Annotated in this window: 27 protein-coding genes and 2 pseudogenes; 12 read left to right on the forward strand and 17 right to left on the reverse strand. The window is 71.4% G+C overall.

Features of this window, described 5'->3' with window-relative positions; genetic code table 11:
• Window positions 1–66 precede the first annotated feature (66 nt).
• Window positions 67–510, forward strand: coding sequence for a winged helix-turn-helix transcriptional regulator (locus tag QSK36_RS07855; RefSeq protein ID WP_285781866.1), 444 nt, complete (start codon window positions 67–69; stop codon window positions 508–510).
• A 60-nt stretch (window positions 511–570) separates the two neighbouring features.
• Here the strand turns inward: QSK36_RS07855 and QSK36_RS07860 are convergent, their stop codons facing one another.
• On the reverse strand, window positions 571–1,569 hold the full coding sequence (locus tag QSK36_RS07860) for a zinc-binding dehydrogenase (RefSeq protein ID WP_285781867.1): 999 nt from the start codon (window positions 1,567–1,569) through the stop codon (window positions 571–573).
• A gap of 113 nt (window positions 1,570–1,682) precedes the next feature.
• Between QSK36_RS07860 and QSK36_RS07865 the strand changes: the two genes are divergently transcribed.
• Window positions 1,683–2,309, forward strand: coding sequence for a TetR/AcrR family transcriptional regulator (locus QSK36_RS07865; protein WP_183532534.1), 627 nt, complete (start codon window positions 1,683–1,685; stop codon window positions 2,307–2,309).
• 108 nt (window positions 2,310–2,417) lie between these two features.
• On the opposite strand, the gene QSK36_RS07870 is transcribed toward QSK36_RS07865, so the two are convergent.
• The 3 genes from QSK36_RS07870 to QSK36_RS07880 all read right to left on the reverse strand — a co-directional run bounded on the left by QSK36_RS07870 (window position 2,418) and on the right by QSK36_RS07880 (window position 4,962).
• A complete protein-coding gene (locus tag QSK36_RS07870) occupies window positions 2,418–2,696 on the reverse strand; it encodes a hypothetical protein (protein ID WP_285781868.1) in 279 nt (92 codons plus the stop codon).
• Between the two features lie 416 nt (window positions 2,697–3,112).
• Window positions 3,113–4,117 (reverse strand): MFS transporter, encoded by a 1,005-nt coding sequence (locus QSK36_RS07875; protein ID WP_285781869.1) that lies wholly within the window; start codon window positions 4,115–4,117, stop codon window positions 3,113–3,115.
• 26 nt (window positions 4,118–4,143) lie between these two features.
• The gene (locus QSK36_RS07880) at window positions 4,144–4,962 is read right to left on the reverse strand and encodes an NAD(P)H-binding protein (protein WP_285782296.1); all 819 of its coding nucleotides are present in this window, start codon (window positions 4,960–4,962) and stop codon (window positions 4,144–4,146) included.
• A gap of 86 nt (window positions 4,963–5,048) precedes the next feature.
• Here QSK36_RS07880 and QSK36_RS07885 point away from each other — a divergent pair, with 86 nt between their 5' ends.
• From QSK36_RS07885 to QSK36_RS07905, 5 genes and pseudogenes are all read left to right on the forward strand, one after another.
• Entirely contained in the window at window positions 5,049–5,471 is a 423-nt protein-coding gene (locus tag QSK36_RS07885; protein ID WP_285781870.1) for a winged helix-turn-helix transcriptional regulator, read from the forward strand.
• A 102-nt stretch (window positions 5,472–5,573) separates the two neighbouring features.
• Window positions 5,574–5,840, forward strand: a pseudogene (locus tag QSK36_RS07890) (DUF4158 domain-containing protein); the annotation flags it as partial.
• A 29-nt stretch (window positions 5,841–5,869) separates the two neighbouring features.
• Window positions 5,870–6,292 carry a hypothetical protein gene (locus tag QSK36_RS07895; protein ID WP_285782320.1) on the forward strand — a complete coding sequence of 141 codons (423 nt, stop codon included), beginning with the start codon at window positions 5,870–5,872 and terminating at the stop codon, window positions 6,290–6,292.
• A complete protein-coding gene (locus tag QSK36_RS07900) occupies window positions 6,292–6,495 on the forward strand; it encodes a hypothetical protein (RefSeq protein WP_285781871.1) in 204 nt (67 codons plus the stop codon). The genes QSK36_RS07895 and QSK36_RS07900 overlap by 1 nt, the downstream gene beginning before the upstream one ends.
• Window positions 6,489–7,049: pseudogene (locus QSK36_RS07905) on the forward strand (Tn3 family transposase); the annotation flags it as partial. The gene QSK36_RS07900 and the pseudogene QSK36_RS07905, both read left to right, overlap by 7 nt.
• A 131-nt stretch (window positions 7,050–7,180) precedes the next feature.
• Here the strand turns inward: QSK36_RS07905 and QSK36_RS07910 are convergent.
• Window positions 7,181–8,014, reverse strand: coding sequence for an ABC transporter permease (locus QSK36_RS07910; protein ID WP_285781873.1), 834 nt, complete (start codon window positions 8,012–8,014; stop codon window positions 7,181–7,183).
• Window positions 8,011–8,985 carry an ATP-binding cassette domain-containing protein gene (locus tag QSK36_RS07915; protein ID WP_285781874.1) on the reverse strand — a complete coding sequence of 325 codons (975 nt, stop codon included), beginning with the start codon at window positions 8,983–8,985 and terminating at the stop codon, window positions 8,011–8,013. The genes QSK36_RS07910 and QSK36_RS07915 overlap by 4 nt, the downstream gene beginning before the upstream one ends.
• A 76-nt stretch (window positions 8,986–9,061) precedes the next feature.
• Here QSK36_RS07915 and QSK36_RS07920 point away from each other — a divergent pair, with 76 nt between their 5' ends.
• The 3 genes from QSK36_RS07920 (at window position 9,062) to QSK36_RS07930 (ending at window position 11,356) form a co-directional block, all read left to right on the forward strand.
• Complete coding sequence (locus QSK36_RS07920) at window positions 9,062–9,829, forward strand: TetR/AcrR family transcriptional regulator (RefSeq protein WP_139572707.1); 768 nt, start codon at window positions 9,062–9,064, stop codon at window positions 9,827–9,829.
• Window positions 9,830–9,957: 128 nt separating this feature from the next.
• Window positions 9,958–10,509: a DUF2243 domain-containing protein gene (locus tag QSK36_RS07925; protein ID WP_183532522.1), complete on the forward strand. Its 552-nt coding sequence runs from the start codon at window positions 9,958–9,960 to the stop codon at window positions 10,507–10,509.
• A gap of 25 nt (window positions 10,510–10,534) precedes the next feature.
• Window positions 10,535–11,356 carry a cytochrome c oxidase assembly protein gene (locus QSK36_RS07930; protein WP_285781875.1) on the forward strand — a complete coding sequence of 274 codons (822 nt, stop codon included), beginning with the start codon at window positions 10,535–10,537 and terminating at the stop codon, window positions 11,354–11,356.
• 75 nt (window positions 11,357–11,431) lie between these two features.
• Here the strand turns inward: QSK36_RS07930 and QSK36_RS07935 are convergent, their stop codons facing one another.
• Both QSK36_RS07935 and QSK36_RS07940 read right to left on the reverse strand, forming a co-directional pair.
• Window positions 11,432–12,592 (reverse strand): cation:proton antiporter, encoded by a 1,161-nt coding sequence (locus QSK36_RS07935; protein ID WP_183532520.1) that lies wholly within the window; start codon window positions 12,590–12,592, stop codon window positions 11,432–11,434.
• A gap of 9 nt (window positions 12,593–12,601) precedes the next feature.
• Entirely contained in the window at window positions 12,602–13,084 is a 483-nt protein-coding gene (locus QSK36_RS07940) for a cation:proton antiporter regulatory subunit (protein ID WP_139572701.1), read from the reverse strand.
• 117 nt (window positions 13,085–13,201) lie between these two features.
• On the opposite strand from QSK36_RS07940, the gene QSK36_RS07945 reads away from it, so the two are divergent.
• On the forward strand, window positions 13,202–13,816 hold the full coding sequence (locus tag QSK36_RS07945; protein WP_183532518.1) for a helix-turn-helix domain-containing protein: 615 nt from the start codon (window positions 13,202–13,204) through the stop codon (window positions 13,814–13,816).
• On the opposite strand, the gene QSK36_RS07950 is transcribed toward QSK36_RS07945, so the two are convergent.
• From QSK36_RS07950 to QSK36_RS07985, 8 genes are all read right to left on the reverse strand, one after another.
• On the reverse strand, window positions 13,791–14,579 hold the full coding sequence (locus tag QSK36_RS07950; protein ID WP_285781876.1) for a class I SAM-dependent methyltransferase: 789 nt from the start codon (window positions 14,577–14,579) through the stop codon (window positions 13,791–13,793). The genes QSK36_RS07945 and QSK36_RS07950 overlap by 26 nt on opposite strands.
• An 80-nt stretch (window positions 14,580–14,659) precedes the next feature.
• A complete protein-coding gene (locus QSK36_RS07955; RefSeq protein ID WP_183532514.1) occupies window positions 14,660–15,511 on the reverse strand; it encodes an SRPBCC family protein in 852 nt (283 codons plus the stop codon).
• Window positions 15,504–16,073 (reverse strand): ArsR/SmtB family transcription factor, encoded by a 570-nt coding sequence (locus QSK36_RS07960; protein WP_182903792.1) that lies wholly within the window; start codon window positions 16,071–16,073, stop codon window positions 15,504–15,506. Before QSK36_RS07960 ends, QSK36_RS07955 begins: the two co-directional genes overlap by 8 nt.
• An 80-nt stretch (window positions 16,074–16,153) precedes the next feature.
• Entirely contained in the window at window positions 16,154–17,416 is a 1,263-nt protein-coding gene (locus tag QSK36_RS07965; RefSeq protein ID WP_285781877.1) for an RNA polymerase sigma factor, read from the reverse strand.
• A gap of 73 nt (window positions 17,417–17,489) precedes the next feature.
• Window positions 17,490–17,861, reverse strand: a complete 372-nt coding sequence (locus tag QSK36_RS07970) for a YciI family protein (protein ID WP_285781878.1) — start codon at window positions 17,859–17,861, stop codon at window positions 17,490–17,492.
• Between the two features lie 48 nt (window positions 17,862–17,909).
• The gene (locus QSK36_RS07975; RefSeq protein ID WP_183532508.1) at window positions 17,910–18,572 is read right to left on the reverse strand and encodes a DUF998 domain-containing protein; all 663 of its coding nucleotides are present in this window, start codon (window positions 18,570–18,572) and stop codon (window positions 17,910–17,912) included.
• Window positions 18,573–18,781: 209 nt separating this feature from the next.
• Window positions 18,782–20,044: a sensor histidine kinase gene (locus QSK36_RS07980; RefSeq protein ID WP_285781879.1), complete on the reverse strand. Its 1,263-nt coding sequence runs from the start codon at window positions 20,042–20,044 to the stop codon at window positions 18,782–18,784.
• Window positions 20,045–20,118: 74 nt separating this feature from the next.
• A complete protein-coding gene (locus QSK36_RS07985) occupies window positions 20,119–20,775 on the reverse strand; it encodes a TetR/AcrR family transcriptional regulator (RefSeq protein ID WP_285781880.1) in 657 nt (218 codons plus the stop codon).
• Window positions 20,776–21,039: 264 nt separating this feature from the next.
• Between QSK36_RS07985 and QSK36_RS07990 the strand changes: the two genes are divergently transcribed.
• Entirely contained in the window at window positions 21,040–22,014 is a 975-nt protein-coding gene (locus QSK36_RS07990) for a sensor histidine kinase (RefSeq protein ID WP_183532504.1), read from the forward strand.
• Between the two features lie 138 nt (window positions 22,015–22,152).
• On the opposite strand, the gene QSK36_RS07995 is transcribed toward QSK36_RS07990, so the two are convergent.
• Entirely contained in the window at window positions 22,153–22,560 is a 408-nt protein-coding gene (locus QSK36_RS07995) for a nuclear transport factor 2 family protein (protein ID WP_285781881.1), read from the reverse strand.
• Window positions 22,561–22,770: the final 210 nt, after the last annotated feature.

The following is a 22,770-nucleotide window of genomic DNA, read 5'->3' on the forward strand; positions in this document are numbered from 1 at the left end:
TAACTTCCTGACGGGAAGTAGGCACTTCGGAGTGCGTAAGGCGCCCAGAGGTTAGAGGAGCGGCGGATGGCGACGATGACGGCGGCCCAGCAGAAGGCACAGGCCAAGGCGGAGTACAACGCCTTCGTAGCGGCCTGCCCCAGTCGCAAGCTGCTCGACCGGATCTCCGACAAATGGGTCACGCTGATCCTGGCCGCGCTGGGCAGCGACGGCTCGCATCAGCTGGGCGCCGACTGCGCCGGTGAGCCCCGGTCGATGCGCTTCTCGGAGCTGTCCCGCCTGTTGGCCGGCGTCAGTCAGAAGATGCTCACTCAGACGCTGCGCTCCCTGGAGCGTGACGGGCTGATCACCCGCACCGTGACGCCGACCGTGCCCGTCACGGTCTCCTACGAGCTGACCGACCTCGGTCTGTCCCTGCACCAGATGATGCGTGGTCTCAAGACCTGGGCCGAGACGCACATGGACGATGTGCTCGCCAACCGCGCGACGTACGACACCCGCACCACCTGAGCCGAGGAGCGGAGACGTCGCAAGAGCTCCGGGTGCCCGCCGGGCGGCGTCACGGTCTGCTCAGGGCAGCAGTGCCAGCTTGCCCACGGTGGCGCGCGCTTCCAGTTCTGCGAGCGCCTTCGGCCCCTCGGCCAGGTCATAGAGGGTGGGCCGGCCGGGGCCGAGCACTCCGGCTGCGAGGAGCCCGAGCATCTCACCCATGACTTCGCCGAAGACCTGCGGTGCGGCCTGGATCAGGGTGCCGATGTTCAGGCCGATGACGTGGACCTGGTGCTTGTAGACGAGCTCCCAGTTGGTGATCGCGGCCTCCCCGTCGGCCACGCCGTAGACGACGACCCGGCCGGTGACCCGCCTGGTCGCGGCCAGACTGGCGTCGAGGGTGGCGCCTCCGACCGACTCCAGTACCAGGTCGGCACCCGCGCCGCCGGTCAGTCGCAGGACCTCGGCTGCCAGGTCGGCGCCGCGGGAGTCGATGACGTGGTCGGCGCCCAGCGCTTGCACCACCTCGTGCTTGCCCGGCGAGGCCGTGGCGATCACCGTCGCGCCGTAGTGCTTGGCCATTCTCACCGCGGCCTGGCCGGTCCCGCCGGCCGCGGCGTGGATCAGCACGGTCTGTCCTGCGGCGATGCGGCCCAGTGGCTTGAGCGCCGCCAGCGCGGTCGGCCAGTTCACCACCAGGCCCAGCGCCTGCTGGTCGGCCCAGCCCGCCGGCACGGGGACCGCCGCGGCCGCGGGCAGCGCCATGTACTCGGCGAAGGCGCCGCCTCCGATGCCGACGCCGATGACGTGGGCGCCGGGCTCCAGGCCGGTCACCCCCTCGCCGACGGCGGTGACCTCGCCGGCGCCCTCGATGCCCGCCAGGTAAGGCGGCTGCGGGCCGCCCGCGAACGTGCCACGGGCCTGTGAGATGTCGACGAAGTTGACGCCGGCGGCGGTGACCCGGATCAGGATCTCGCCCGGGCCCGGGCTTGGTATCGGCGCGTCCGTGATCAGGCGCAGGTCCTGCGGGCCGTTCAGTGACGTCTGCTGCAGTGCGCGCATGGTGGAGGAAATGCTCACGGCGGTCGCCTTCCTTGTTTGTTTATCGAACGACAAACAAAAGTGCCACGGTGGTCTCCCCGGGTCAAGGTAAAGTTGATCGAACGACAAAGAAGTCCGGGAACGGAGACTGGATGGCTACTCGCGGCAGGCCGCGCACATTCGACCCGGACGCCGCCCTGCGCACGGCGCTGGACCTGTTCTGGGAGCGGGGCTACGAGGGGACCTCGCTCAACGACCTGGCCAAGGCCATGGGAATCGCCTCGGCCAGCATCTACGCCTGCTTCGGCAGCAAGGAGGACCTGTTCCGCAAGGTCATGGCGCTCTACGGCACGACCTCGGGCGAGCCGCCCAGGCGCGCGCTGCGGGAACAGCCGACCGCACGCGCCGCGGTCCACGCCATGCTGCGCGCCACCGCCGACGAGATCACCCGCCCGGACACGCCGCACTACTGCATGCTCATCCTGGCCGCGCCCACCGGCGCGGTGGAAAACCACGAGGTCCGGGAGTTCCTGGCCGACCTCCGGCGCGACATGCTGACCACCATCAAGGACCGGCTCGCCCGCGGCGTCACCGACGGCGACCTCGCCGCACCGCCCGCCGGCCTGGACGCCATCGCCCGCTACTACACCACCGTGGTGCAGGGCCTATCCGTACAAGCCCGAGACGGCGCCACCCGCACCGAGTTGGAAGCGGTCATCACCTGCGCGATGGCGGCCTGGGACACGCTCACGTCCACGCCGTCGCACATCGGCGGTTGAGAAGCAGGCGGGAGCCTGCCCATGCCGATGGCCTTTCTCGGCACAAGAAGGGGTGCCGTTAACGAGGGGCGAACGAACCGACATGTAGCTGAGCGTGACGTGCTGGGTTCACCATGAGGGGTCCGGCTCTGCAGTGCCGGTCTCTTCGTCGTGCTCGCGCAGCATGCGCATGACGGTGGCGGGTGAGGGGCGCTTGCCTTTCTTCGCACCTTTGGTGATGACGAGCCGGGCGGCGATATCACGCAGGCTCATGTCCTGGTCGCGCAGGCGGAGGGCCATCGAGAGCATGGCGTCATCGGTGACGCCGGCGCCGCCGATGGTCTTGCCGCGCCTGCGGGCGGACTCGTGACCTTCCAGGCTGCGGTCGCGGATGTACTCGCGTTCCATGCCGGAGAGGGCGGCGAGCACGGTGAAGGCGACGCCGGAGGGGTCGTGCGAGCCCTGGAGTTCGCCAGTGAGGAATTCCAGCGGACGCCGGAGGCGCGCAGTTCGCGGGCGAGGGCGACGGCCTTCTCCAGCTCTGGCCGCCGGGTGGCGCGGGTGGTGATCTTCTCAGAGAAGATCCGGGTGACGCCCGCGTCGGTGAGGGAGTCGATCTGGGTGTCGAGGGACTGGCGGGCGGCACCTATGAAACACCGGGTGCCGCGCGGATGGTGGTGGACATCACTGGGCAGCTGACGCCGCCACAGGCCCCAACCTTCTTCAGGTCGGCGCAGACCATCCCCATTCGGTGGCGATAAGCGTTCTTCTGCGGGTCCCTCTTGAACGCTGGGCAAGCATGTCCAGACCGGTCATCCGCGGTGTCATGGGGCCGAGGTGGTGCCCGGGGCTTGGACATCGGGACCGGCCGCGGGCGCGGCAACGGTGGCCGGCCGTACAAGCACAGTCAGCGAAAAGGCGACCGCGGTGGCGGCGGCGCCGACGACCACGCAGGTGACGAACCCCGCCTGGAGGCTGTGCGCGGTCCCGAGGAGTGGCCCGAAGGTGGCCACACCGATGGCCGCGCCGATCTGGCGGGAGGTGTTGAACATCGCGGACGCGGCTCCGTGCAGAGCGGGTTCGACGGCTGCGATGGACTGGGAGGTCATGGTGGGCACGAGCAGTCCCGAGCAGAAACCCGCGGGGACGAGGGCAAGCACCAGCGGCCACAGCGCGGATGCGGTGCTGGCCCACGCCACCGCGAGGAACGTGGTGGCCAGGGCGGCCTGGCTGGTGCCGAGGAGGGCCGCGCGTCCGATGCGTTGCGCGAGCGGGGCGGCGCGGATACTGCCGATCGAGATGAGGCCGGTCAGGGGCAGGAACAGCACGGCCGGGACTCCGATGACCACGTTGACGGCGAACACGGCACGCCAGTTCGCCAGCGCGACGAGCGCCCCGCCCAGCAGGGGGCCGGCGGCCATTCCGATGCCGCCCGCGGCGGCCCACCAGCCCACCAGTCGGTGCCGGGCCTGCTCGTCGGGTGCGGACGCGGTGGCCAGGACGAGCGCGCTCGGCAGCAGAAGAGCGGAGCCCGCGCTCTGGACCAGCCGGGCGACGTTGAGCACCGGCATGGAACCGGCGGCCGCGCAGACCGCGGACGAGGCGGTGAAGACCAGCAGGCCTGTCACGAAGGCCCGCTTCGCTCCGAGGGTGTCCGTGATCGCGCCGGCGCCGAGCATCACTGCGGCAAAGGAGAGGGTGTAGGCGTTGACCGCCCATTCGAGCTCGGACCGGGAGGCGTGCAGGTGCGAGGCGAGTTGGGCGAGGGTGAGGTTCACGATCGTGCCGTCGACGAAGACCATGAAGGCCGCGATCAGCGCGAGCGCCACGACGCCCCGACGGTGTTCGGCGGCCACTACCTGAACGCCTGCGGTGCCGTGGCGGACGCGGTGGCGACCGCCACGGCCAGGGGATCGCGGACGGGGCGGCCCAGGATGTCGGCGAGGTCGGGGCTGGTGCCGTCCAGGAAGCCGTGCCGGACACTGGCCGCGATCGAGACGAGCATGGGCGGTTGGAAGGGCAGCAACGGCGTCGCGTGGAGCCTGCGCCGGTACTCGCCCAGGCCGATGGTTCGGTGCGGGACCCCGAGTCGGCCTGCTACGCCCGCGGCCGTGATCGGCGTGCCGACCAGGTCGTAGGTGCGTCCGCTGTGACGCGCGGGATCCGCCGCGACGACCGCCGCGGCCTCGGCGAGGTCCGCGCGGGCGACCGCAGCCAGAGCGCCGCTGTCGCCGAACGCGGACTCCACCCCACTGCCTGCCCACATCAGCAGACCGCCGAAGAGTTCGGCGTAAAGACCGTTGCGCAGGATCGTCCACGGCACACCGCGACCTCGCACGAGCCGTTCGGTCGCACGGTGCGCCAGCGCGAAACCGAGATGGTCGCCGGCACCGGTCAGGCTCGTGTAGACGACATGCCGCACCCCGTCCCGGGCGGCGGCGTCCAGAACAGCCGCGTGCCGCCTGATGACCTGGTCGTCCTCGGCGTAACCGGCGGAGATCAGCACCAGGGTCGACACACCGGTGAGGTCGATGCCGGACGGCTCGTCGAAGTCCAGGAGCCGTTTCCCGTCGCCTGGGGTTCGGCTGCCGCCTGTCGCGATCGCACCCCGGGCACGCAGCGCTGCCAGAGTGGCCGAGCCGAGGTTCCCGTTCGCTCCGGTCACCAAGATCATGTCAGTCACGTCTCCCGATGTGGTTCTCTTCAGTAACTACGCTTGATCCTTATCCGCCCACCAAGCGGCCACAAGGAGGCAGTTCGATGTCACCCACGCACACGCCGGTAACCACCCCACCCGCCGACCTCGATCCCTGCGGGCGCGAGGACCACCCGGATTGCGGGATCCGCGACGTCCTGGACCGCATCGGGGACAAGTGGTCGGTACTCGTGATCGTCGAACTTGCCGGCGGCCCGCGCCGCTTCCGGGAACTGCAACGCGCGATCGACGGCATCTCCCAGCGCATGCTCACGCTCACGGTGCGCAGGCTGGAACGCGACGGGCTCATCCTGCGCACCGTGTACCCGATGGTCCCGGCCCAGGTCGACTACCGCCTCACCGAGACCGGGGCCGGCCTCACCCACCTGGTCAAGGCACTCGCCGACTGGTCCCTCACCCATCGCGCTGTCATCGCCGAGGCGCGGCACCACTACGACCAGACCCACCCCGACCACGACATTCGGTGACCGGCACCGTCGTTGCCGCGGCGCCGACGGCTCGTTGGGCTGAACGAGTGAACGCGGGCATGCCCGGCTGACGGGCTGATGGCGAGGGGCGGGGCGTTCGGGATGGCGCGACATCTGGGGCTGGACGAAGTCGTCGACCACTTCACGCTGGACGGCGACGAGTCCCGCTGGCTGCGCAACAAGACCGGAGCGACCCGGCTCGGCTTCGCGGTGCAGTTGAAGTTTCTGCTCTGGCGCGGCCGGTTCCCCAAGATGCGGTTGGAGCTGGCGGGCGACGCTGTCGAGCACGTCGCCCGCCAGGTCGGCGTCGCCGCCACCGACCTGGCGCTTTACGACCTCACCTCGCGGCAGGCTCAGCGGCACCGAACCGAGATCCGGGAGCTGACCGGCTGGCGCGAGTGCACCCGCACCGACCTGGTGAAGCTGACGTCGCCGCCGACCAAGGCGGCACCAAGTCCGCCGACGGTGACGACGGCGAGGGGGACGAGGACATCGAGGCGGTGCTGTCCCAGATCAAAGCCCACCCCGGCAACGTCAGCCTCAACTCGCTCCTCGACGAGATCTCCAAGCTCAAGCAGGTCCGTGCCCTGGCCGTCCCGGACAGTGCCTTCGCCCGCGTCGGCCCGCAGGTGATCAACGCGTGGCGGGCCCGAGCCGCAGCCTCCTCGCCCAGCCACCTGCGGCGTCTCGCCGACGAGGCACGACACGTACTGCTCGCCGCACTGGTCTACCAGCGCGAGCGGGAGATCACCGACACCCTGGTGGAGCTGCTGAACTCCACGGTGCACCACATCAACGCGCGGGCGGAGAAGGCGGCCTGATGGACCTGCTCGGCGTCCTTCGGTTCCGCTCGTCCAACGACCAGCACAGGCCGGTCATCGACGCCCTGGCGCTGATCGAGCGGCACAAGCACTCCTCCACCACCTACCTGCCGCTGGGCGAGACCATCCCGCTGGAGGGCGTTGTCCGCAAGGAGAGGACCTGCCCGACGACTTCGAGGCCAGCCGCGCCGAGTACTCGATGACCCGCCCCATCCGCTGGGACATGATCGAGAACAACTACGACCAGCTCATCAAGTACGCCACCGCGATCCAGGTCGGCACTGCCTCCACCGAGGCGATCCTGCGCCGCTTCACCCGCACCGCATCCCACCCCGTCTACCAGGCCATGCTGGAAGTCGGCCGCGCGCAGAAGACTCTCTTCGTCGCCCGCTACCTCCGTGACCGCGACCTGCAACGCGAGATTAAAGAGGGCCTGAACGTCGTCGAGGGCTGGAACGCCGCCAACGACGTGATCTTCTTCGGCAAGAGCGGCGAACTCGCCAGCAACCGCCGCGACCAGCTAGAACTGTCGATCCTGTCCCTACACCTGCTCCAAGCGGCCCTGGTCTTCATCAACACCCTGATGATCCAGGACATGCTCGCCGAGCCCGAATGGACCAGCGTCTTCACCGAGGAAGACCACCGCGCACTCACCCCGCTGTTCTGGACGCACGTACGGCCGTACGGCGAGGTAAGGCTGAACATGTCCAGCCGCCTGAACCTCTCTACCTCGGCGCCTGCCCCCGACGCGGCCTGAACGACCCCCAACCAGGCTAAGGACCGGCGAACCTTATCGCCCGTCACGCTCAGCTACATGTCGGTTGGTTCCGCCCTCGTTAACGACACCCCAAGAAGCCGCACGATCGCTGGCGCACCGGCGCCAGGGTGTCAGCGGTCGAGGCGGCGGTGGCGGCGGACCGACAGCGGGAGGAAGACCGCGATGAGCAGCAGCGGCCAGACCAGGGCCATGACCGCGGCGTGCTCGGCGATCCAGGTGGTGCCGCCCGCGCCGGGGTTGCCGAACAGGTCGCGGGTGGCGGCCATCGTGGCCGACAGGGGGTTCCACTCGGCGACGGCCGCGAGCCAGCCGGGCATGGTGCCGGTCCAGGCGAAGGCGCTGGACAGGAAGCCGATGGGCCACACGAGGATCTGGACGGCCATGACGGCTTCCGGGCCGCCGAGGGTCAGCCCGAGGTAGATGCCGACCCACAGGAACGCGAAGCGCAGCAGCAACAGCAGTCCGACGGCGAGGGCCGCGCGGACGGGGCCTTCGTGCCAGCGCCAGCCGACGGCCAGGCCGCAGGCGATCATGACGAGGAGGCCGAGGACGGTGTTGAGCATGTCCGCGACGCTGCGGCCGAGGACGACGGCGGCGGAGGCGATGGGCAGGGAGCGGAAACGGTCGGTGACGCCCTTGGCGGCGTCGCGGGCGACGGCGGTGAAGGTGGCCTCGATGCCGAAGAGCATGGTCATGGCGTACATGCCGGGCATGAGGTATTCGCGGTAGTCGCCGCCGCCCGGTACGGCCATGCCGCCACCGAACAGGTAGCCGAACATCAGCACGATCATGACGGGGAACAGCAGGCCGGCCACGACCTGGCCGGGTTTGCGGGCCCAGTGGGTGAGGTCGCGCAGCGTGACGGTCCAGCCGTCGGCCAGGGCCCAGCGCAGCCGCGCGGCGGCGGTGCGGGGGATCTCGGGTGCGGTGACGGTCATACTCATGCCGCGGCTCCCCTTCTCGTGCTGTTCTCCGTGCCGGTCAGGTGGAGAAAGACCTCGTCCAGGGTGGGCCGTCGCACGGCGATGTCCTCGACGGTGATGCCTGCGGCGTCGAGGGCGCGCAGGACCTCGGGGAGCGCGGCGGACCGGTCGCGCACGGGTGCGCTGACCCGGCGGGAGTCGGCGTCCACGTCGACGGACACATCACCCCGGGCGCCGGTAACCCGGCCGGCGATCGCGGCGGCGGCGGGCAGGTCGGCGGTGTGGCGCACGACGACGTCGAGGCGGTCGCCGCCGAGCGCGGACTTCAGCTCGTCGGGGGAGCCCTCGGCGACGACGCGGCCGGCGTCGACGACCGAGACGCGGGAGGCCAACTGGTCGGCCTCCTCCAGGTATTGGGTGGTGAGGAGCACGGTGGTGCCCTCGGCGACGAGGCCGCGGACGGCCTCCCACACCTCGGTGCGGCCGCGCGGGTCCAGACCGGTGGTGGGCTCGTCGAGGAACAGCACCGGCGGGGAGCAGATCATGCCGACCGCCAGGTCGAGGCGGCGGCGCATGCCACCGGAGTAGTGCCCGACGGGTTTGGTCCCGGTGTCGGCGAGGCCGAACCGGGCGAGCAACTCGTCGGCACGGGCGCGGGCCGCGGCCGGGCGCAGGTGGTGGAGGCGGCCGAACATGACGAGGTTCTGCCTGCCGCTGAGAACCTCGTCGAGGGCGGCGTGCTGGCCGACCAGGCCGATGCCGCGGCGTACGTCGGCGGCCTGCCGTACGACGTCGAAGCCGGCGACCCGGGCCGTGCCGCCGTCGGGGCGCGTCAGCGTGGTGAGTATCCGGACGGCGGTGGTCTTGCCGGCGCCGTTCGGCCCGAGCAGGCCGTGCACCGTGCCCTCCCCGACGGCCAGGTCGACGCCGTCGAGGGCGAGGGTGTGCCCGTATCGCTTGCGCAGCCCTTCGGCCGCGATCGCGTACGTCATCGTGATTCCTCCCGAGGATTCCGTACGCTGTACCGTACAGCATACGGAACCAGGGTGCGCATAGAATTCGCAGGCGATGACGGAGTACAGCTCGCAGGGAGACCCGGCGCGGAGTCTGGCCCTGCTGTGGCGCACCGGCGAGCGAACCGGGCGCAAGGGCAAGCCGGAGATCGGGGTCGATCGGATCGTGCGCGCGGCGATCGAGGTCGCCGACGCCGAGGGCCTGGCCGCGCTGTCCATGCGCAAGGTCGCCGAACAGCTCGGGGTGGGGACGATGTCCCTGTACACCTACGTCCCGGGCAAGGCCGAGCTGATCGACGTCATGCTCGACACCGCGTACGGCGAGCTGCCCGCGCCCGCGGAGGTGCCGGGCGGCTGGCGGGGCAGGCTGGAGCTGATCGCGCGGGAGAACCTGGCGCTCTACCGGCGGCACCCGTGGATGCTGCAGGTGTCGTCGGTCACCCGGCCCCCGCTGGGCCCCAACCTCATCGCCAAGTACGACTACGAGTTGCGGGCGGTCGACGGCATCGGCCTGGACGACCTCGAGATGGACTCGGTCGTCACGTTGCTGAACGGCTACGTGAGCGGTGCGGCGCGGGGCGCGGTGGAGGCGGCGCAGGCGCCGGGGGACACGGGCGTCACCGACGAGCAGTGGTGGTACGCGCACGCGCCCTACCTGGCCAAGGTGTTCGACCCCCGGCGTCACCCGGTCGCCGCCCGGGTGGGTGCGGCGGCGGGCGAGGCGTACAACGCGGCCTACGACCCCGACCAGGCCTTCGAGTTCGGCCTGCAGCGCGTGCTCGACGGCATCGAGGCGTTCGTCGCCGCCCGCACCGCCGGGTGAGGTGCTGTTCAAAGAGTCGGTAGGCCCGGCGGTGGATCCGCGCGTGCCTGCGTGACTACACCCTCGCGTCCGGAGAACCTGCCCTGGCGGAGTCCGCACAGCGGCGCGAAGGGGACGGAGGCACGGCGATGGCGACCACCGCGGGCGAGGCCCGGGCCGGCGTGACGCCGGTCAGCCTGCGGCTGCCGGGCATCGTGCTCGGGGTGGGACTCGGCGGGTTCGTCGACGGCATCCTGCTGCACCAGCTTCTGCAGTGGCATCACATGCTGAGCAGCACCGACAGCGACCGCATCGGGGTGAAGTACTACAACCCCCGCACCGTCTCCGGACTGGAGATGAACACCGTGTGGGACGGCATCTTCCACGCCGTGTGCTGGCTCGCGGTGCTCATCGGCCTCGCGATCCTGTACTCCAGGGTCACCCGCGACCGGCGCCGGGTGTGGACCTCGCGGGTGCTGTGGGGGTGGATCCTGGCCGGCTGGGGGATCTTCAATCTCGTCGAAGGCGTCGTGGACCACCACATCCTGGCCATCCACCACGTCCACGGCGGTCCCTACCAACTCTGGTGGGACATCGGTTTCCTCGTCCTGGGCGCGCTGCTGCTCGCCGGGGGCTATCTGCTCGCGCGCAGCGGCCGGTCCTTCGACCCGGCCGAGACCCAGGCCGAGACCCCGGCGTGACGGACCCCGGCGTGACGGACCCCGCGTGATCGACCACGACGTAATGGACCACAGCGTGATGGGTCCCGGCACGCACTCCGCGGGTTTGTCCGGCGTGCTGCCGCCGGTCCTCGCCCTGCTCGTCTACCTGCACCTGGCCCGGCGGGCGCGCCGCCGCAACCCGGTCGTGGGCTGGAGCCGGTGGCGTATGGCCGGCTTCGCCACCGGGCTCGCGCTGGTGGCCGTGGCGCTCCTGCCGCCCGTCGCGTCCTTCGCCCACGCCGACTTCCGCGGCCACATGGTCCAGCACATGCTCATCGGCATGTACGCTCCGCTCGCCCTGGTGCTCGGCGCCCCGGTCACCCTGCTGCTGCGGACCCTGCCCTCCGCCGGCGCGCGACGGCTGTCGGCCGTCGTGCACAGCCGTCCCGGCCGGCTGCCGACCCATCCGGCGACCGCCCTGCTGCTGTCCACCGGCGGCCTCGTCGTGCTCTACTTCACCCCGCTCTACAACGCCGTCACGACCCTGCCCGCCGGGCACTGGCTGCTGCACGCGCACTTCCTGCTGTCGGGCTGCCTGTTCGCGCACGTCATCGCCGGCCCCGACCCCGCACCCGCCCGGCCGGGCGTCCGGGCCCGCCTGGTCTACCTCGGCTGCGCCATCGCCGTGCACGCGGTCGTCGCACAGCTGATGTACGGCGGCTTCTGGGTGGACGTCCACGCGCCCGTCTCCGAGGTCCGGGGCGGCGCGGAGATCATGTACTACGGCGGCGACATCGCCGAACTCCTCCTCGCGGCCGCCCTCGTCTCCACCTGGCGTCCGGAACGCCGGTCCCGGCCCGTCACCGGCCGGGCCGTACGGGCCTGAAACGCGACCGGCCTGCCGCCGCGATGCGGGGCAGGCCGGTGACAGCGCGGGCCGATGTAGGGGAGTGCGACGGCGTCAGGCGCGGCTCGCCACTCGCGTGAGGAGCGGCTGGACCAGACGGGCCGCCAGGGGACCGAAGGCCGCCAGGATCAGGACGTACGTCGCCGCCAGCGCGCCCAGGTCGGGATGGGCGCCGGCGGCCACCGCCAGCCCGGCGATGACGATGTTGAACTCACCGCGGGGGATGAGCGCGATGCCCGCGCGGACCCGTCCGGCGCGGGCGATGCCGGCCCGGCGCGCGGCATAGATGCCGGTCATCAGTTTGGTGGTCATCGTCACCAGCGCCAGGCCCGCGGCCAGGCCGGCTGAGGGCAGGATCTTGGTGGGGTCGGTCTGCAGGCCGAAGAACACGAAGAAGACCGCGGCGAACAGGTCGCGCAGCGGCGCGAGCAGCGCCTGGGCGTCTTCGGCCAGCTCACCCGACAGCGCGATGCCGACGAGGAACGCCCCGACCGCGGCCGACACCTGCAGCTGCTGGGCCAGCCCGGCCACCAGCAGCGCCAGCCCGACCACCTTGAGCACGAGCACCTCGGAGTTGGGGCTGGCGACGAACGCCTCGATGTAGCGGCCGAAGCGCAGCGCGACCAGCAGGACCACGCTCACCGCGGCGAGTGCGATGGCCACGGTGACCGCCCCGGCGACCAGGCTCAGGCCCGCCAGCATGGCGGTCAGGACCGGCAGGTAGACCGCCATCGTGAGGTCCTCGAACACCAGCAGCGACAGCACCACCGGGGTCTCCCGGTTGCCGATCCAGCCCAGGTCGGACAGGACCTTCGCGGTGATGCCGGAGGAGGTGGCGTAGGTGACGCCGGCCATGGCGACGGCGGCGACCGGCCCCCAGCCGAGGAGCAGCGCCAAGACCGCGCCGGGCGCCGCGTTGAGCACGAGGTCGACCAGTCCGGCGCGGGCGTTGCCCTTGAGGCTGGTCACCAGCTCGTCGGCGTTGTATTCCAGGCCGAGGGTGAGTAGCAGCAGGATGACGCCTAATTCGGCGCCGGTGGCGGTGAACTCCTCGCTGGTGGCAAGCGGGAGGATGCCACCGGTGCCGAAGGCGAGGCCCGCGATGAGGTAGAGGGGGATGGGGGAGATGCCGACGCGCAGCGCCAGTGCTCCGAGGATGCCGAGTCCGAGGACGACGGCGCCGAATTCCAGGAAAAGTATGGCGGTATTGTGCACGCGCTGCCCTCAGCCGCTGGCGAAGATGTCGGCGACGGCGGCGGTGCTCTCCTCGCTGCCCACCACGACCACGATGTCGTCCCCGGTGAGGACGAAGTCGGGGGCGGGACTGGCGAACACGTTGGCGGCGCGGACGACGGCCACGATGGAGGCTCCGGTGCGGGTGCGCACCTGTGCCTCTCCCATGGGACGGCCGGTGTAGGGGGAGCCCGGCGCGATCGGCAGCTGGACGCTGACCAGTCCCTCGACCTCGCGGTGCAGGGCGTTGAGCCGCTGGACGATGCGGGGGGCGCCAAGCAGCTCGACGAGCGCGTCCGCCTCCTCGTCGTTGAGTTTCACTGTCTCGCAGGCCCTGTCGGGATCGTCGGGATCGTAGATCACCAGGTCGCGCCGCCCGGTGCGGTGGGAGACCACCCCGATGCGCCGTCCCGAGCGCGTGGTGAACTCGTGCCGCAACCCGATCCCCGGCAACACCGTCTGCTCGACATCCACGGCGCCGCTCCTCCGTTCCGATAAGTCAACACTTATCCAGGAACCTACCAATAATGGACGTGGGTCTCATTTCGGCCGTCTTCGCACGTGTCGTTGCCGCTATGGCAAGCTGACGGCGTGGACGACGACCTCGAACACGCGCTCGTCTCGGTCGGGCCCCGGCTGCGCGCGCTGCGCCGGCAGCGCGAGACCACCTTGGCCGGCCTGTCGGCGGCGACCGGCATCTCGGTGAGCACGCTGTCGCGGCTGGAGTCGGGCGCACGGCGGCCGACTCTCGAACTGCTGCTGCCCCTGGCCAGGGCCCACGGTGTCACGCTGGACGAGCTCGTCGACGCCCCGCTGACCGGGGATCCGCGCATCCACCTGCGCCCGGTCGTCCGCAACGGCATGACGATGCTGCCGCTGACCCGCCGGGCCGGGGGCATCCAGGCCTACAAGCTGGTGATCCCGGCGGGCAGCGTCAGGAGGACGCCGGAGCCGAAGACCCACGAGGGTTACGAGTGGCTCTACGTGCTCAACGGGCGGCTGCGGATGGTCCTCGGCGAGCAGGATCTGGTGCTGTCACCGGGTGAGGCGGCCGAGTTCGACACCCGGCTGCCGCACTGGTTCGGCGCCGCCGACGCCGAGGCGGTCGAGTTCCTCGTCCTGTTCGGCAGCCAGGGCGAGCGCGCCCACCTGCGCGCCCGCCCGAAGGCGAAGCAGGAGCCTACGCGGGCCGGCGGGCGAGGGTGAGCATGTGGCCGCTGACCCCGAGAAGCGACGGCACGCGTTCCAGCCTGCGCTGGGCGTCGAGCATGAGCCTGCGGCGTTCGGGGTCGTCGAGCCAGTCGTTCACGTCGCCGTACAGCCAGAAGGCGCCCTCAAGGCCGTATCGCTCGGCGTCGGGGAGCCCGGCGTCGGCGAACTCCCCGGGCACCTCGTCGGGATCGTGCAGGTAGGCCGAGAAACCCTGCACGGGACCCAGCAGGCGGCCGTCCTCCATGGCCTGGCGCGCGGCCCGGCGGTGTGGTTCCTGCTCGTAGACCCCCAGGTAGACCATGTCGTGCACGGCCGCGTAGCGGTTGATGGTGGCGGCTGCCACCAGTCCTCCGGGGCGCACCACGCGGCGCGCTTCGGCCAGGGCGGTGACCCGGTCGGCGCGGTCGGCCAAGTGGTAGAGCGGGCCCAGCAGCAGGACCGCGTCCGCGCTCGCGTCCGGCAGGGGCAGGTCGCGTGCGTCGCCCAGCCGCGCGGTCAATCCCGGAAGGGCCGCGGCCCGCTCGACGTGAAGCGGGACCGGGTCCAGGAGTTCCACCTCGTAGCCGTCGGCGACCAGCCATTCGGCGTGCACTCCGGTGCCGCCGCCGATGTCGAGCACCCGGGCGGGCGGTGACGGCAGGGCCCGGCGCAGCACGTCCTGCGTCCGCCACAGCTCCAGCCGGCCCCGTCCCGTACGGAGCCTGCCGTCCTCCTTGCCCTGCTCGTAGTAGGCGAGCACTTCCCGGGTCACCGTCATTGACCGATCACACTCCGGCTGGTGAGGGGGCTGGTCGTGGTGCTGGGCCGTGGTGCTGGGCTGTGGTGCGGGGATGGAGGTCAGGCCGCGGGCTCGGCGGGGAGCCAGATCTGGTGGCGGCCCGGCACCTCATGGTAACGGCGCAGCGCGGCCAGGCCGCTGAGCCAGCCGATCCAGGCGGCGTACGGCGGGTTGCCGGTGTCGAAGCCGCTCTGGACGAACGTCAGGCGGGTCTTGCCGCCGCTGTCCTCCAGCTCCCAGGTGACGACGCCCCCCGGTCCCCAGTCGGCCGACATGGTCTTGCCGGGGACCAGGTCGATGATCTTCGCGGGGTGCGGGTCGGCGTCCAGGCCGCCCATGGCGAAGCGCCCGCCGACGTACGGCTCGATGCCGATGGGGTATCCGAACCAGTCGCTCGCCTTGTCCGAGTCGACCAGGGAGTCGTACACCTGCTCGACCGGCACGTCGACGACCATCTCGCCGCGGAAGTCGGCGGAGGTGAAGTCGGGCTGGGGGCCGATCTCGCGCCCCTCGACGTAGTCGGCCAGGTTGGACAGCGCCAGCGACCAGAAGGTCTGCAGCACGCCCCGGATGCTGGCCCCGGTGATGACGTCCTGGAAGTCGAAGTGGCTCTGCGACAGGGTCAGGACGGTCGTGTCCTGGGCCTCCTCCGCCAGCGTGATCTCGGTGGTCGTCTCCACGCCGTCCAGCAGCCAGGCGAAGCGCAGCGTGTGGTCGTCGGCGTGCAGGGGGCGCTGATGGGGGGCGTCGCCCTCCGGGGTGCGGCGGCCCCAGAACGCGTAGCGGCCGGGCAGGTCGGCCTCGGCGTGCTCGGCCAGCCACACCCGCATCGCGGCGGGGTCGGTCAGTGCCTGGCGCACCTCCTTCACCGGGGCGGCCAGGCGGACGCGGACGATCATCGGTTCACTCACGGTCGTCTCCCTGTGGGTAGTGGGGATAGCAGGCCACGACGAGCTTGAAGGCATCGCCTTCGGCGCCGCCGTAGCGGGTGAACAGGTCCTGCAGCGCGGTGCGCAGGTCGGCCAGGAACTGCTGGCGTCGTTCCGGGGGCACGCGCACCTCGCCGGACACGCCGATGGACGGCAGCTCCGGCGCGGTCCGGTCGAGGGCGGCGATGTCGGCCTGCACCTCTTCCATAAGGTCGAGCAGGTAGCCCAGGCTGAGCTCGTCCTGCCGCCGGCGCAGCCCGCCGATGCGGCCCACCAGGCTGGGCGACAGCCAGTAGGAGCGGGCGCTCGCCTGGTAGATGCCTTCGGTGATGCCGCGCACCCGCCGCTCGGAGACCTGGTCGACCAGGCCCGCCTCCACCAGGCGTTTGACGTGGTAGTAGACCCGCTGCGGCGTCTGGTCGAGCACCGCCGCCACCTCGGTGCACGTGCGCGGCTCGGCCAGTTGCCGCAGCACCTCGATGCGCTGCGGTTTGAGCAGTGCCTCGGCCTGCTCGATCTGCTCCAGATACAGGACGTCTCTCATCGCAAAAACAATGTTGTACGTAAAAACTCTCTTTGTCAATGGCCCGTGGAAGAGGAAGGGGGCACCAGGCAGGGGGTCGGCTACCCGCGGTCGGCGGCGCGCGCCAGGAACAGGGCCCGCTCCCGCTCGTTGCCGGTCAGGGACGCCGCTCGTTCGAACTCCCGCCGCGCCTCGTCCGTACGGCCCAGCCGGGCCAGCAGGTCGCCGCGTACGGCGGGTAGCTGGGGGTAGCCGCGCAGGGCCTTGTCGCCGGCGACGGCGTCGGCGATCTCCAGCCCGCGTGCCGGGTCGCCGGCCATCGCGACCGCGACGGCGCGGTTCAGCTCGACCACGGGGGAGGGCGAGATATGGGCGAGCACCCGATAGAGGGCGGCGACGCGCTCCCAGTCGGTGTCGCCGGCGCGGGCGGCCCGGGCGTGGCAGGCGGCGATGGCCGCCTGCAGGGCGTACGGGCCGAAGGCGCCGCCGAGCGACTCGGCCCGCTCCAGTGCCTCCAGCCCCCGGCGGATCAGGAGCCGGTCCCACAGGCGCCGGTCCTGGTCGGGGAGCAGCACCGGCGCGCCGTCCGGTCCGGTGCGGGCGCTCAGGCGGGAGGCCTGCAGTTCCATCAGTGCGGCCAGGCCGTGCACCTCCGGTTCGCCGGGGAGCAGGCCGGCCAGGAGACGGCCCAGGCGCAGTGCCTCGTGGCAGAGGTCGGGGCGGGTCCAGTCGTCTCCCGCCGTGGCCGAGTAGCCCTCGTTGAAGATCAGGTAGACGACTTCCAGCACCGAGGCCAGCCGCTCGGCCAGGTCGTCGGGGGCAGGCATCTCGAACCTGACCCCTCTGGCGGCCAGGGTGCGCTTGGCGCGGACGATCCGCTGCGCCACCGCCGGCTCGGTGGCCAGGAACGCCCGGGCGATCTCCCCGGTGGTCAGGCCGCCGAGCAGGCGCAGCGTGAGCGCGACCCGCGCCTCGGTGGTCAGCGCGGGATGGCAGGCGGTGAATACGAGCCGCAGCATGTCGTCGCGGATGTGGTCGTCCATGTCGGCGTCCGGGTCCGGCTGCGGCCTGCTCTCGACGTCACGGCCGATCTCCTGGAGCTTGCGCTCGTAGCGGCTGCGCCGCCGCAGGTGGTCGATCGCGCGGTGCTTGGCGGTGGCCATGAGCCAGGCGCCCGGGTTGTCCGGCACGCCCGCCTCCGGCCACTGCTCCAGCGCGATGAGCAGCGCGTCCTGGGCGAGTTCCTCGGCCAGGCCGACGTCGTCGACGAGGCGGGCCAGCCCCGCGACGAGCCTGGCGGACTCGATCCGCCAGACCGCCTCGATCGCGCGGTGCGCCGCGAGCAGCGCCTCGGTGCCGGTCATCGGAGTGCTCAGCTCACAGGGGCTCAGGCCGTCGGATGGTCAGGCCGGGGGGGATGGTCAGGCAGGGGGACGGTCAGGCCGGCGGGGCGAAATCCTCGGGGCCGAACACCTTGACCACCTCGGCGTCGCCCTCCCAGCCCGCCCACAGGTCGCGGTGCAGGCGCATGAAGCGCGCGGTCCACTCGACCGCCTCCTCCTTCGACCGCACGTCGTACAGGGCGTAGCTGATCAGTTCCTTCGACTCGGTGAACGGGCCGTCGGTCACGCTGAGCTCGCCCTCGGCCATGCGCACCCTCGCCGCGGACGCGCTGGGGGCCAGCCCGGCGGTGTCGAGCAGTGCCCCGGCGACGGTCGCCTCCTGGCCGAGCTTGGCGATGGCCTCCATGAGGTCGGCCGGCGGCGGGGTGGCGGGCTGGGCGGCCCTGAGCAGAACCATGTAACGCATCGGTCGTCTCCTTCCGGTCAATGATTTATCAGGTGAACGTGGGACGGGTCAGGCGTTCCGGTAGGTGTGCACGGCCAGGGCGCTGATCCAGGCCCAGCCGAGCACCACGGCGCCGGTGAAGGCGAGGTTGGCCCAGGCCGCGCCCGCGCCGGAGGCCACGGCCAGGAACCCGGCCGCGAACAGCGCGCCGGTCGCCCGCGAACTCCACGCCCAGGCCGCCCGCCCGCGCCGGGCGAAACGGCGGGCGAGGACGAAGCAGGCCGCGACCAGGCAGGCGAACCCGACGCCGCCGGAGGCCAGGTGCGCGAGGCCGTGCCAGCTCACCTCGCCCGCCGGCACGCCGCGGGGGAAGCCGCCGGCCGGATCGGCCCGGAAGGCCCCGGCCGCCAGCAGGCTCAGGCCGTACACCGCCAGCAGGCGGGGGGCCCAGCCGCCGCCGTGGGCCCGGCGCAGGCCCACGGCGAAGGCGATGGTCATCGCCCCGGCCAGCACGAAGTTCGCGATGTGGATCCAGCCGAGGTCGCCGTTGGCGAGCAGGCTCCAGGCGTGCCGGGACAGGTCGAAGCCGTCCCGGGTCAGGGCCTCGGTCAGCGACACCCCGACGTAGACCGGGCCGGCGATCACGCCGTACCCCAGCAGGCTGCGGGTGACGCTGGTCTCACGGTCGCAGGTGCGGGCGGTGGCGCCGGCGTGAGCGGTGGCGGTGGTCATGGGCGGTTCTCCCTCGGGCCGGGGCCGGTCCTTCACCGGCCCTTCACCCACGCCTCGAACGGGACGCCCCCGAATCGACACACCTCCGGATTTTTTTCCAAGATTTTTTCCGGCAGCCCTTCGCGGGGAGCACCGCGCCCGGCTGTGGGCGCGCGTACGGCCTGGTGAACGGCGTGATGCCAGGGCGGAGCGGTGGCGCCCGCCGCCGGTCACCGGTCGTCAGCGGTCTGTCGTGCGGTCGTCCGCTCGGTGCGGACGAGATGCCGCCCGATCGCGGCGCGGTCGAGGAGCGGCAGTCGGAGGACGAACCGCGCTCCGCGGGGGGAGTCCTCGATGCGCAGGGTTCCGCGATGGGCGTGGGCGATGTCGCGGGAGATGGCAAGCCCCAGCCCGGTGCCGCCGGCGTCCCGGCGCCGCCCCTCGTCCAGACGGGTGAATCGCTCGAAGACCCGCTCACGGTCGGCGGCCGCGACGCCGCTCCCGTCGTCGGTCACCGCGAGGACCGCCTGGCCGTCGGCGGATCCGACGCAGACCGTGACGCCGGTCGCCGCGTGGCGTCGCGCGTTGCTCAGCAGGTTGCCCACCAGCCGGATCAGTTGGATCCGTGAGCCGTGCACCCACACGTCCCCGGTCGTGTGGATCTCCACCGGTGTGCCGCCGGGGTGGGCGTCCGCCTCCTCGGAGACGAGCTCGGCGAGATCGATCGGCTCGCGCGGCGCCGGCTGACCCCCGCGTAGCCTGGCCATCGTCAACAGGTCCTGCACGATCGCCTCCAGGCGGTCCGTGGCCGACAACGCCCCCTGGATGGTGTCGCGGGGGTCGACGTGATCGGGGTGGAGCAGCGCTTCCTCCAGTTGGACCCGCAGTCCGGCGATCGGTGTCCTGAGCTCGTGGGAGGTGACGGAGGCGAGCCTGCACTGCTGCTCCGCCGGGCGCAGCGCCCGGCCGATGATCCACCACATCAGGCGGCCGCCCAGCAGGACGATGAGGAGTGCGGCCCCGGCGATGAGGTATTCGAGGCGGTGTGACGCGATGAGGGGCGGCTCGACGGTTCCGGCGTAGACGACGGGGGCGTCGGGGGCCGGCGACACCCGGTTGGCCATGAGCAGGACGCACGGCTCGCCCGGGCGGCACTCCACGCGCCGCTGGAGCCGGTCGTCGGGTGCGGGCCTGAACGTGCTCAGCCGTGGCCGCCCCGTCGCGCCCGGGCTGGCCTCCACGACGCTGCCCCGCGCGTCCACCAACTGGACCAGGTCGACGATGCCGGAGACGGAGGCGGGGCTCGGCAGCGCGCCGCCGCGCACCTGCGCGCTCCACTGGGCAGCGACCTGCTCGGCGTCGAAGAACACCTGGTCCTGGATTCTGTATCGGATCGCCAGGTCCAGGCTCACGCCGCCCAGGACCGTGAGCAGGAGCAACAACATCGTCGCCGCTGTCGTGTAGCGCGCCTGCATCGAGTGCAGAGACGGCATCGGTCTCACCATTCTCCTGCCGCACCCGGTGGACCACCACCAAGGGGAATTGGACGATTTCGTCCACTTTGCGGTCAGGTGTCCTGTTGTGTCAAATTGGCGACAGGGGCTCTGACGTGGGCTTTCACGTGGTCCAGTGCCATGTCGAGGGCGACCAGGAAGGGTCGTTCGTCCTGCATGGTCTCGGCGAGCAGGTAGCCGCCCTGCAGGGCGGCGATGACGGCGACGGCGAGCTCCGCGGGGTCCGCGCCGGGGTCGAGTTCGCCGCTCTCCCGCATCCGGACGAGACCGTCCGCGAGCAGTCCCTGCCACCTGCAGAAGATGGCCGCCAGGGACTGGCGGGCGTCGTCGGAGCAGGAGAGCTCGTTGGCCAGGGAGCCGATGGGGCATCTGTAGGGCACGTCGCGCTCCCGATGGCCCGTCACCAGCGAGTCGCGCCACCTCTCGAGATCCCGCATCGAGTGCACCTGGTCGAGCTGCGGCTTCTGGGAGGAGACCATGCGGCGCTCCCGCATCGCGATCACCTCGGTGATCAGTGCTTCCTTGTCCGGGAAGTAGTGATAGAGCTGCGACTTGCTGATGCCGCAGGCGTCCACCACCTGATCGAGGGTCGTCGCCGTCACCCCCTGCCGGAACATGAGGTCCGCGGCGGTCGCGACGATGCGCTCGCGAGTGGCCGCGCCGCGTGCGGTGAGCCTCGGAGAATCCTTCCTCGGCCCTCGAACGGCCATGTGACAACCCCATCTTCGGATGTGGGAGCCCGCCGGAGCCATGCCGGAGGAACAGTCTTGACAACTTAGGACATACCACCACAAACTGGACGAAATCGTCCAGTCCTCCGCCGGGATCACCTGACGGCCGCCCGCGGTCACGAGCACCCCGGTGTGTGGGGAGGCCGACACCACGCCGGGCGACACCGCGCTCGACGGCCTGCGCCCGCGGGCCGCGAACTCGACTCCCCGACAGTACGACCAGTGGTGGGCAGGAGCGCGGTCATGACAGTGATCTTTCGCAGCGGCAACGGGCACGTACGGGCACTCGCCGGCCGCCTGCGGAGGGTCCGCGCCGGGCGGATCGCCGGCGCCCTCCTGATCGGGGTCCCGGCGGCCGTGAAGGCGCGGCGAGCGGGAGACGGGTCACTGCGGGCGGTGGCGTCCATCCGCCTCGAACTGGACGCCATCAACCTCAAGGAAGCGAGCACCCGGGTCTCCGAGACAGACGGGGGTGAGGAGGTCGCCCGGCTCGCCCGGGCCGTCAACAGGACGCTGGAACGGCTGCGCGAGGCCGGCGATCGCGCCGAACGCGCCCGGGAACGGCAGCGGCAGTTCGCCTCGGACGCCTCGCACGAGCTGTGCACCCCCATCGCCGCGCTGCGCATGCGGTTGGAGGAGGCGCAGTTGCATCCGGACGAGACCGATCTGGACGACCTCCTCTGCCACACGTTGCACGACCTGGACCGGGTGCAGACCATCGTCACCGACCTGCTCCTCCTGACCCGGCTGGGGACCGCGCCTCGGAGAGTGGAGCGGGTGAACCTCACGGCGCTGGTCCAGGCGGAGGCCGCCCGGCAGGTGGACGGGCACCACATCCACCTCCGGCTCGATCCCGGCGTGATCGTCGACGGCGATCCCGAGCAGATCATCCGGATGCTCGGCAACCTGCTCGACAACGCCCGGCGGCACGCCGCCCGCACGATACGGATCGGCCTGCGCCGCACGAGGGATGGCGCCGAGCTGACGGTCGCCGACGACGGAGAGGGCATCCCCTTGGCCGACCGCGAGCGGATCTTTCACCGTTTCGTGCGGTTGGACGCCGCCCGCAGCCGGGACAGGGGAGGCGCCGGCCTCGGCCTGGCCGTCGCTCGCGGCATCGCCTCCGCACATCACAGCAGCCTCCACGTCGAGGAGTCCGTATGGGGCGGAGCGTGCTTCGTCCTGCGGATGCCGCTCTCGCCGGGTCGCCGCGCGTGATCCGCCCGGCCCTGGCGTCGGAGCGCGCGCCACGCCGCTCCCGCCGGGTGTGATGCCATGGGCGGCGTGGAAGGCCGCGTCACGGGCCGGCCGCCGGACGGGGAATGCCCGCGGCCGGACCGGTCGATGCGGGACGGGTCAGGCCGCGTACGCCGCGCTGATCGCGTGGCTGTCCTCGTGCATGCGATAACCCGTGATCTTGCCGTCGGCGACGGTGAAGTGCAGGGCGAACTCGTTGAGGAACGACCTGCCGGTCGACAGCACGCAGAAGCGGCTGCGGCCGGTCGTCACCGCGTGCCCGCCCTCGACGAGGGTGGTGTCGATCGTGAACTCCTCGGGGGTGAGCTCGGTGCCGAGCAGCGTGAAGAACTCGGCGATCTCGTCCCTGCCGGAGCGGGCCCCCGTCCAGGGCACCTCCGGGTCGCCTGGGACGAGGAAGTCCACCCGGTCGGCGAACAGGTCGAGCAGCCCCGTCATGTCACCGGCGGCGAAGCGGGCGAAGAAGGCGTCGACGACCTCGCGGGTGGTCGGGGGTGTGGCGGTCATGCCGTTTTCCGATCTGTCGTGGTGGCGTGGAGCGAGGCCAGCCGGCGCCGAAGGCGACAGCCCGGCCGCGCGGCGCGCCGGGCTGGTCCGGATGGTTCGCCGCCTGACCGCTTCCGCTGAGGACTGATCGGGGACGGGAGCTCGCACGCGTGAGCCGCCACCCCCGGCGGAAGCCGGGCGCCGGGCGCTCGTTCGGTGGGATACGTTCTA

Origin of the sequence: Microbispora sp. NBRC 16548, from assembly GCF_030268985.1 — a bacterium.
GTDB lineage: Bacteria > Actinomycetota > Actinomycetes > Streptosporangiales > Streptosporangiaceae > Microbispora > Microbispora catharanthi.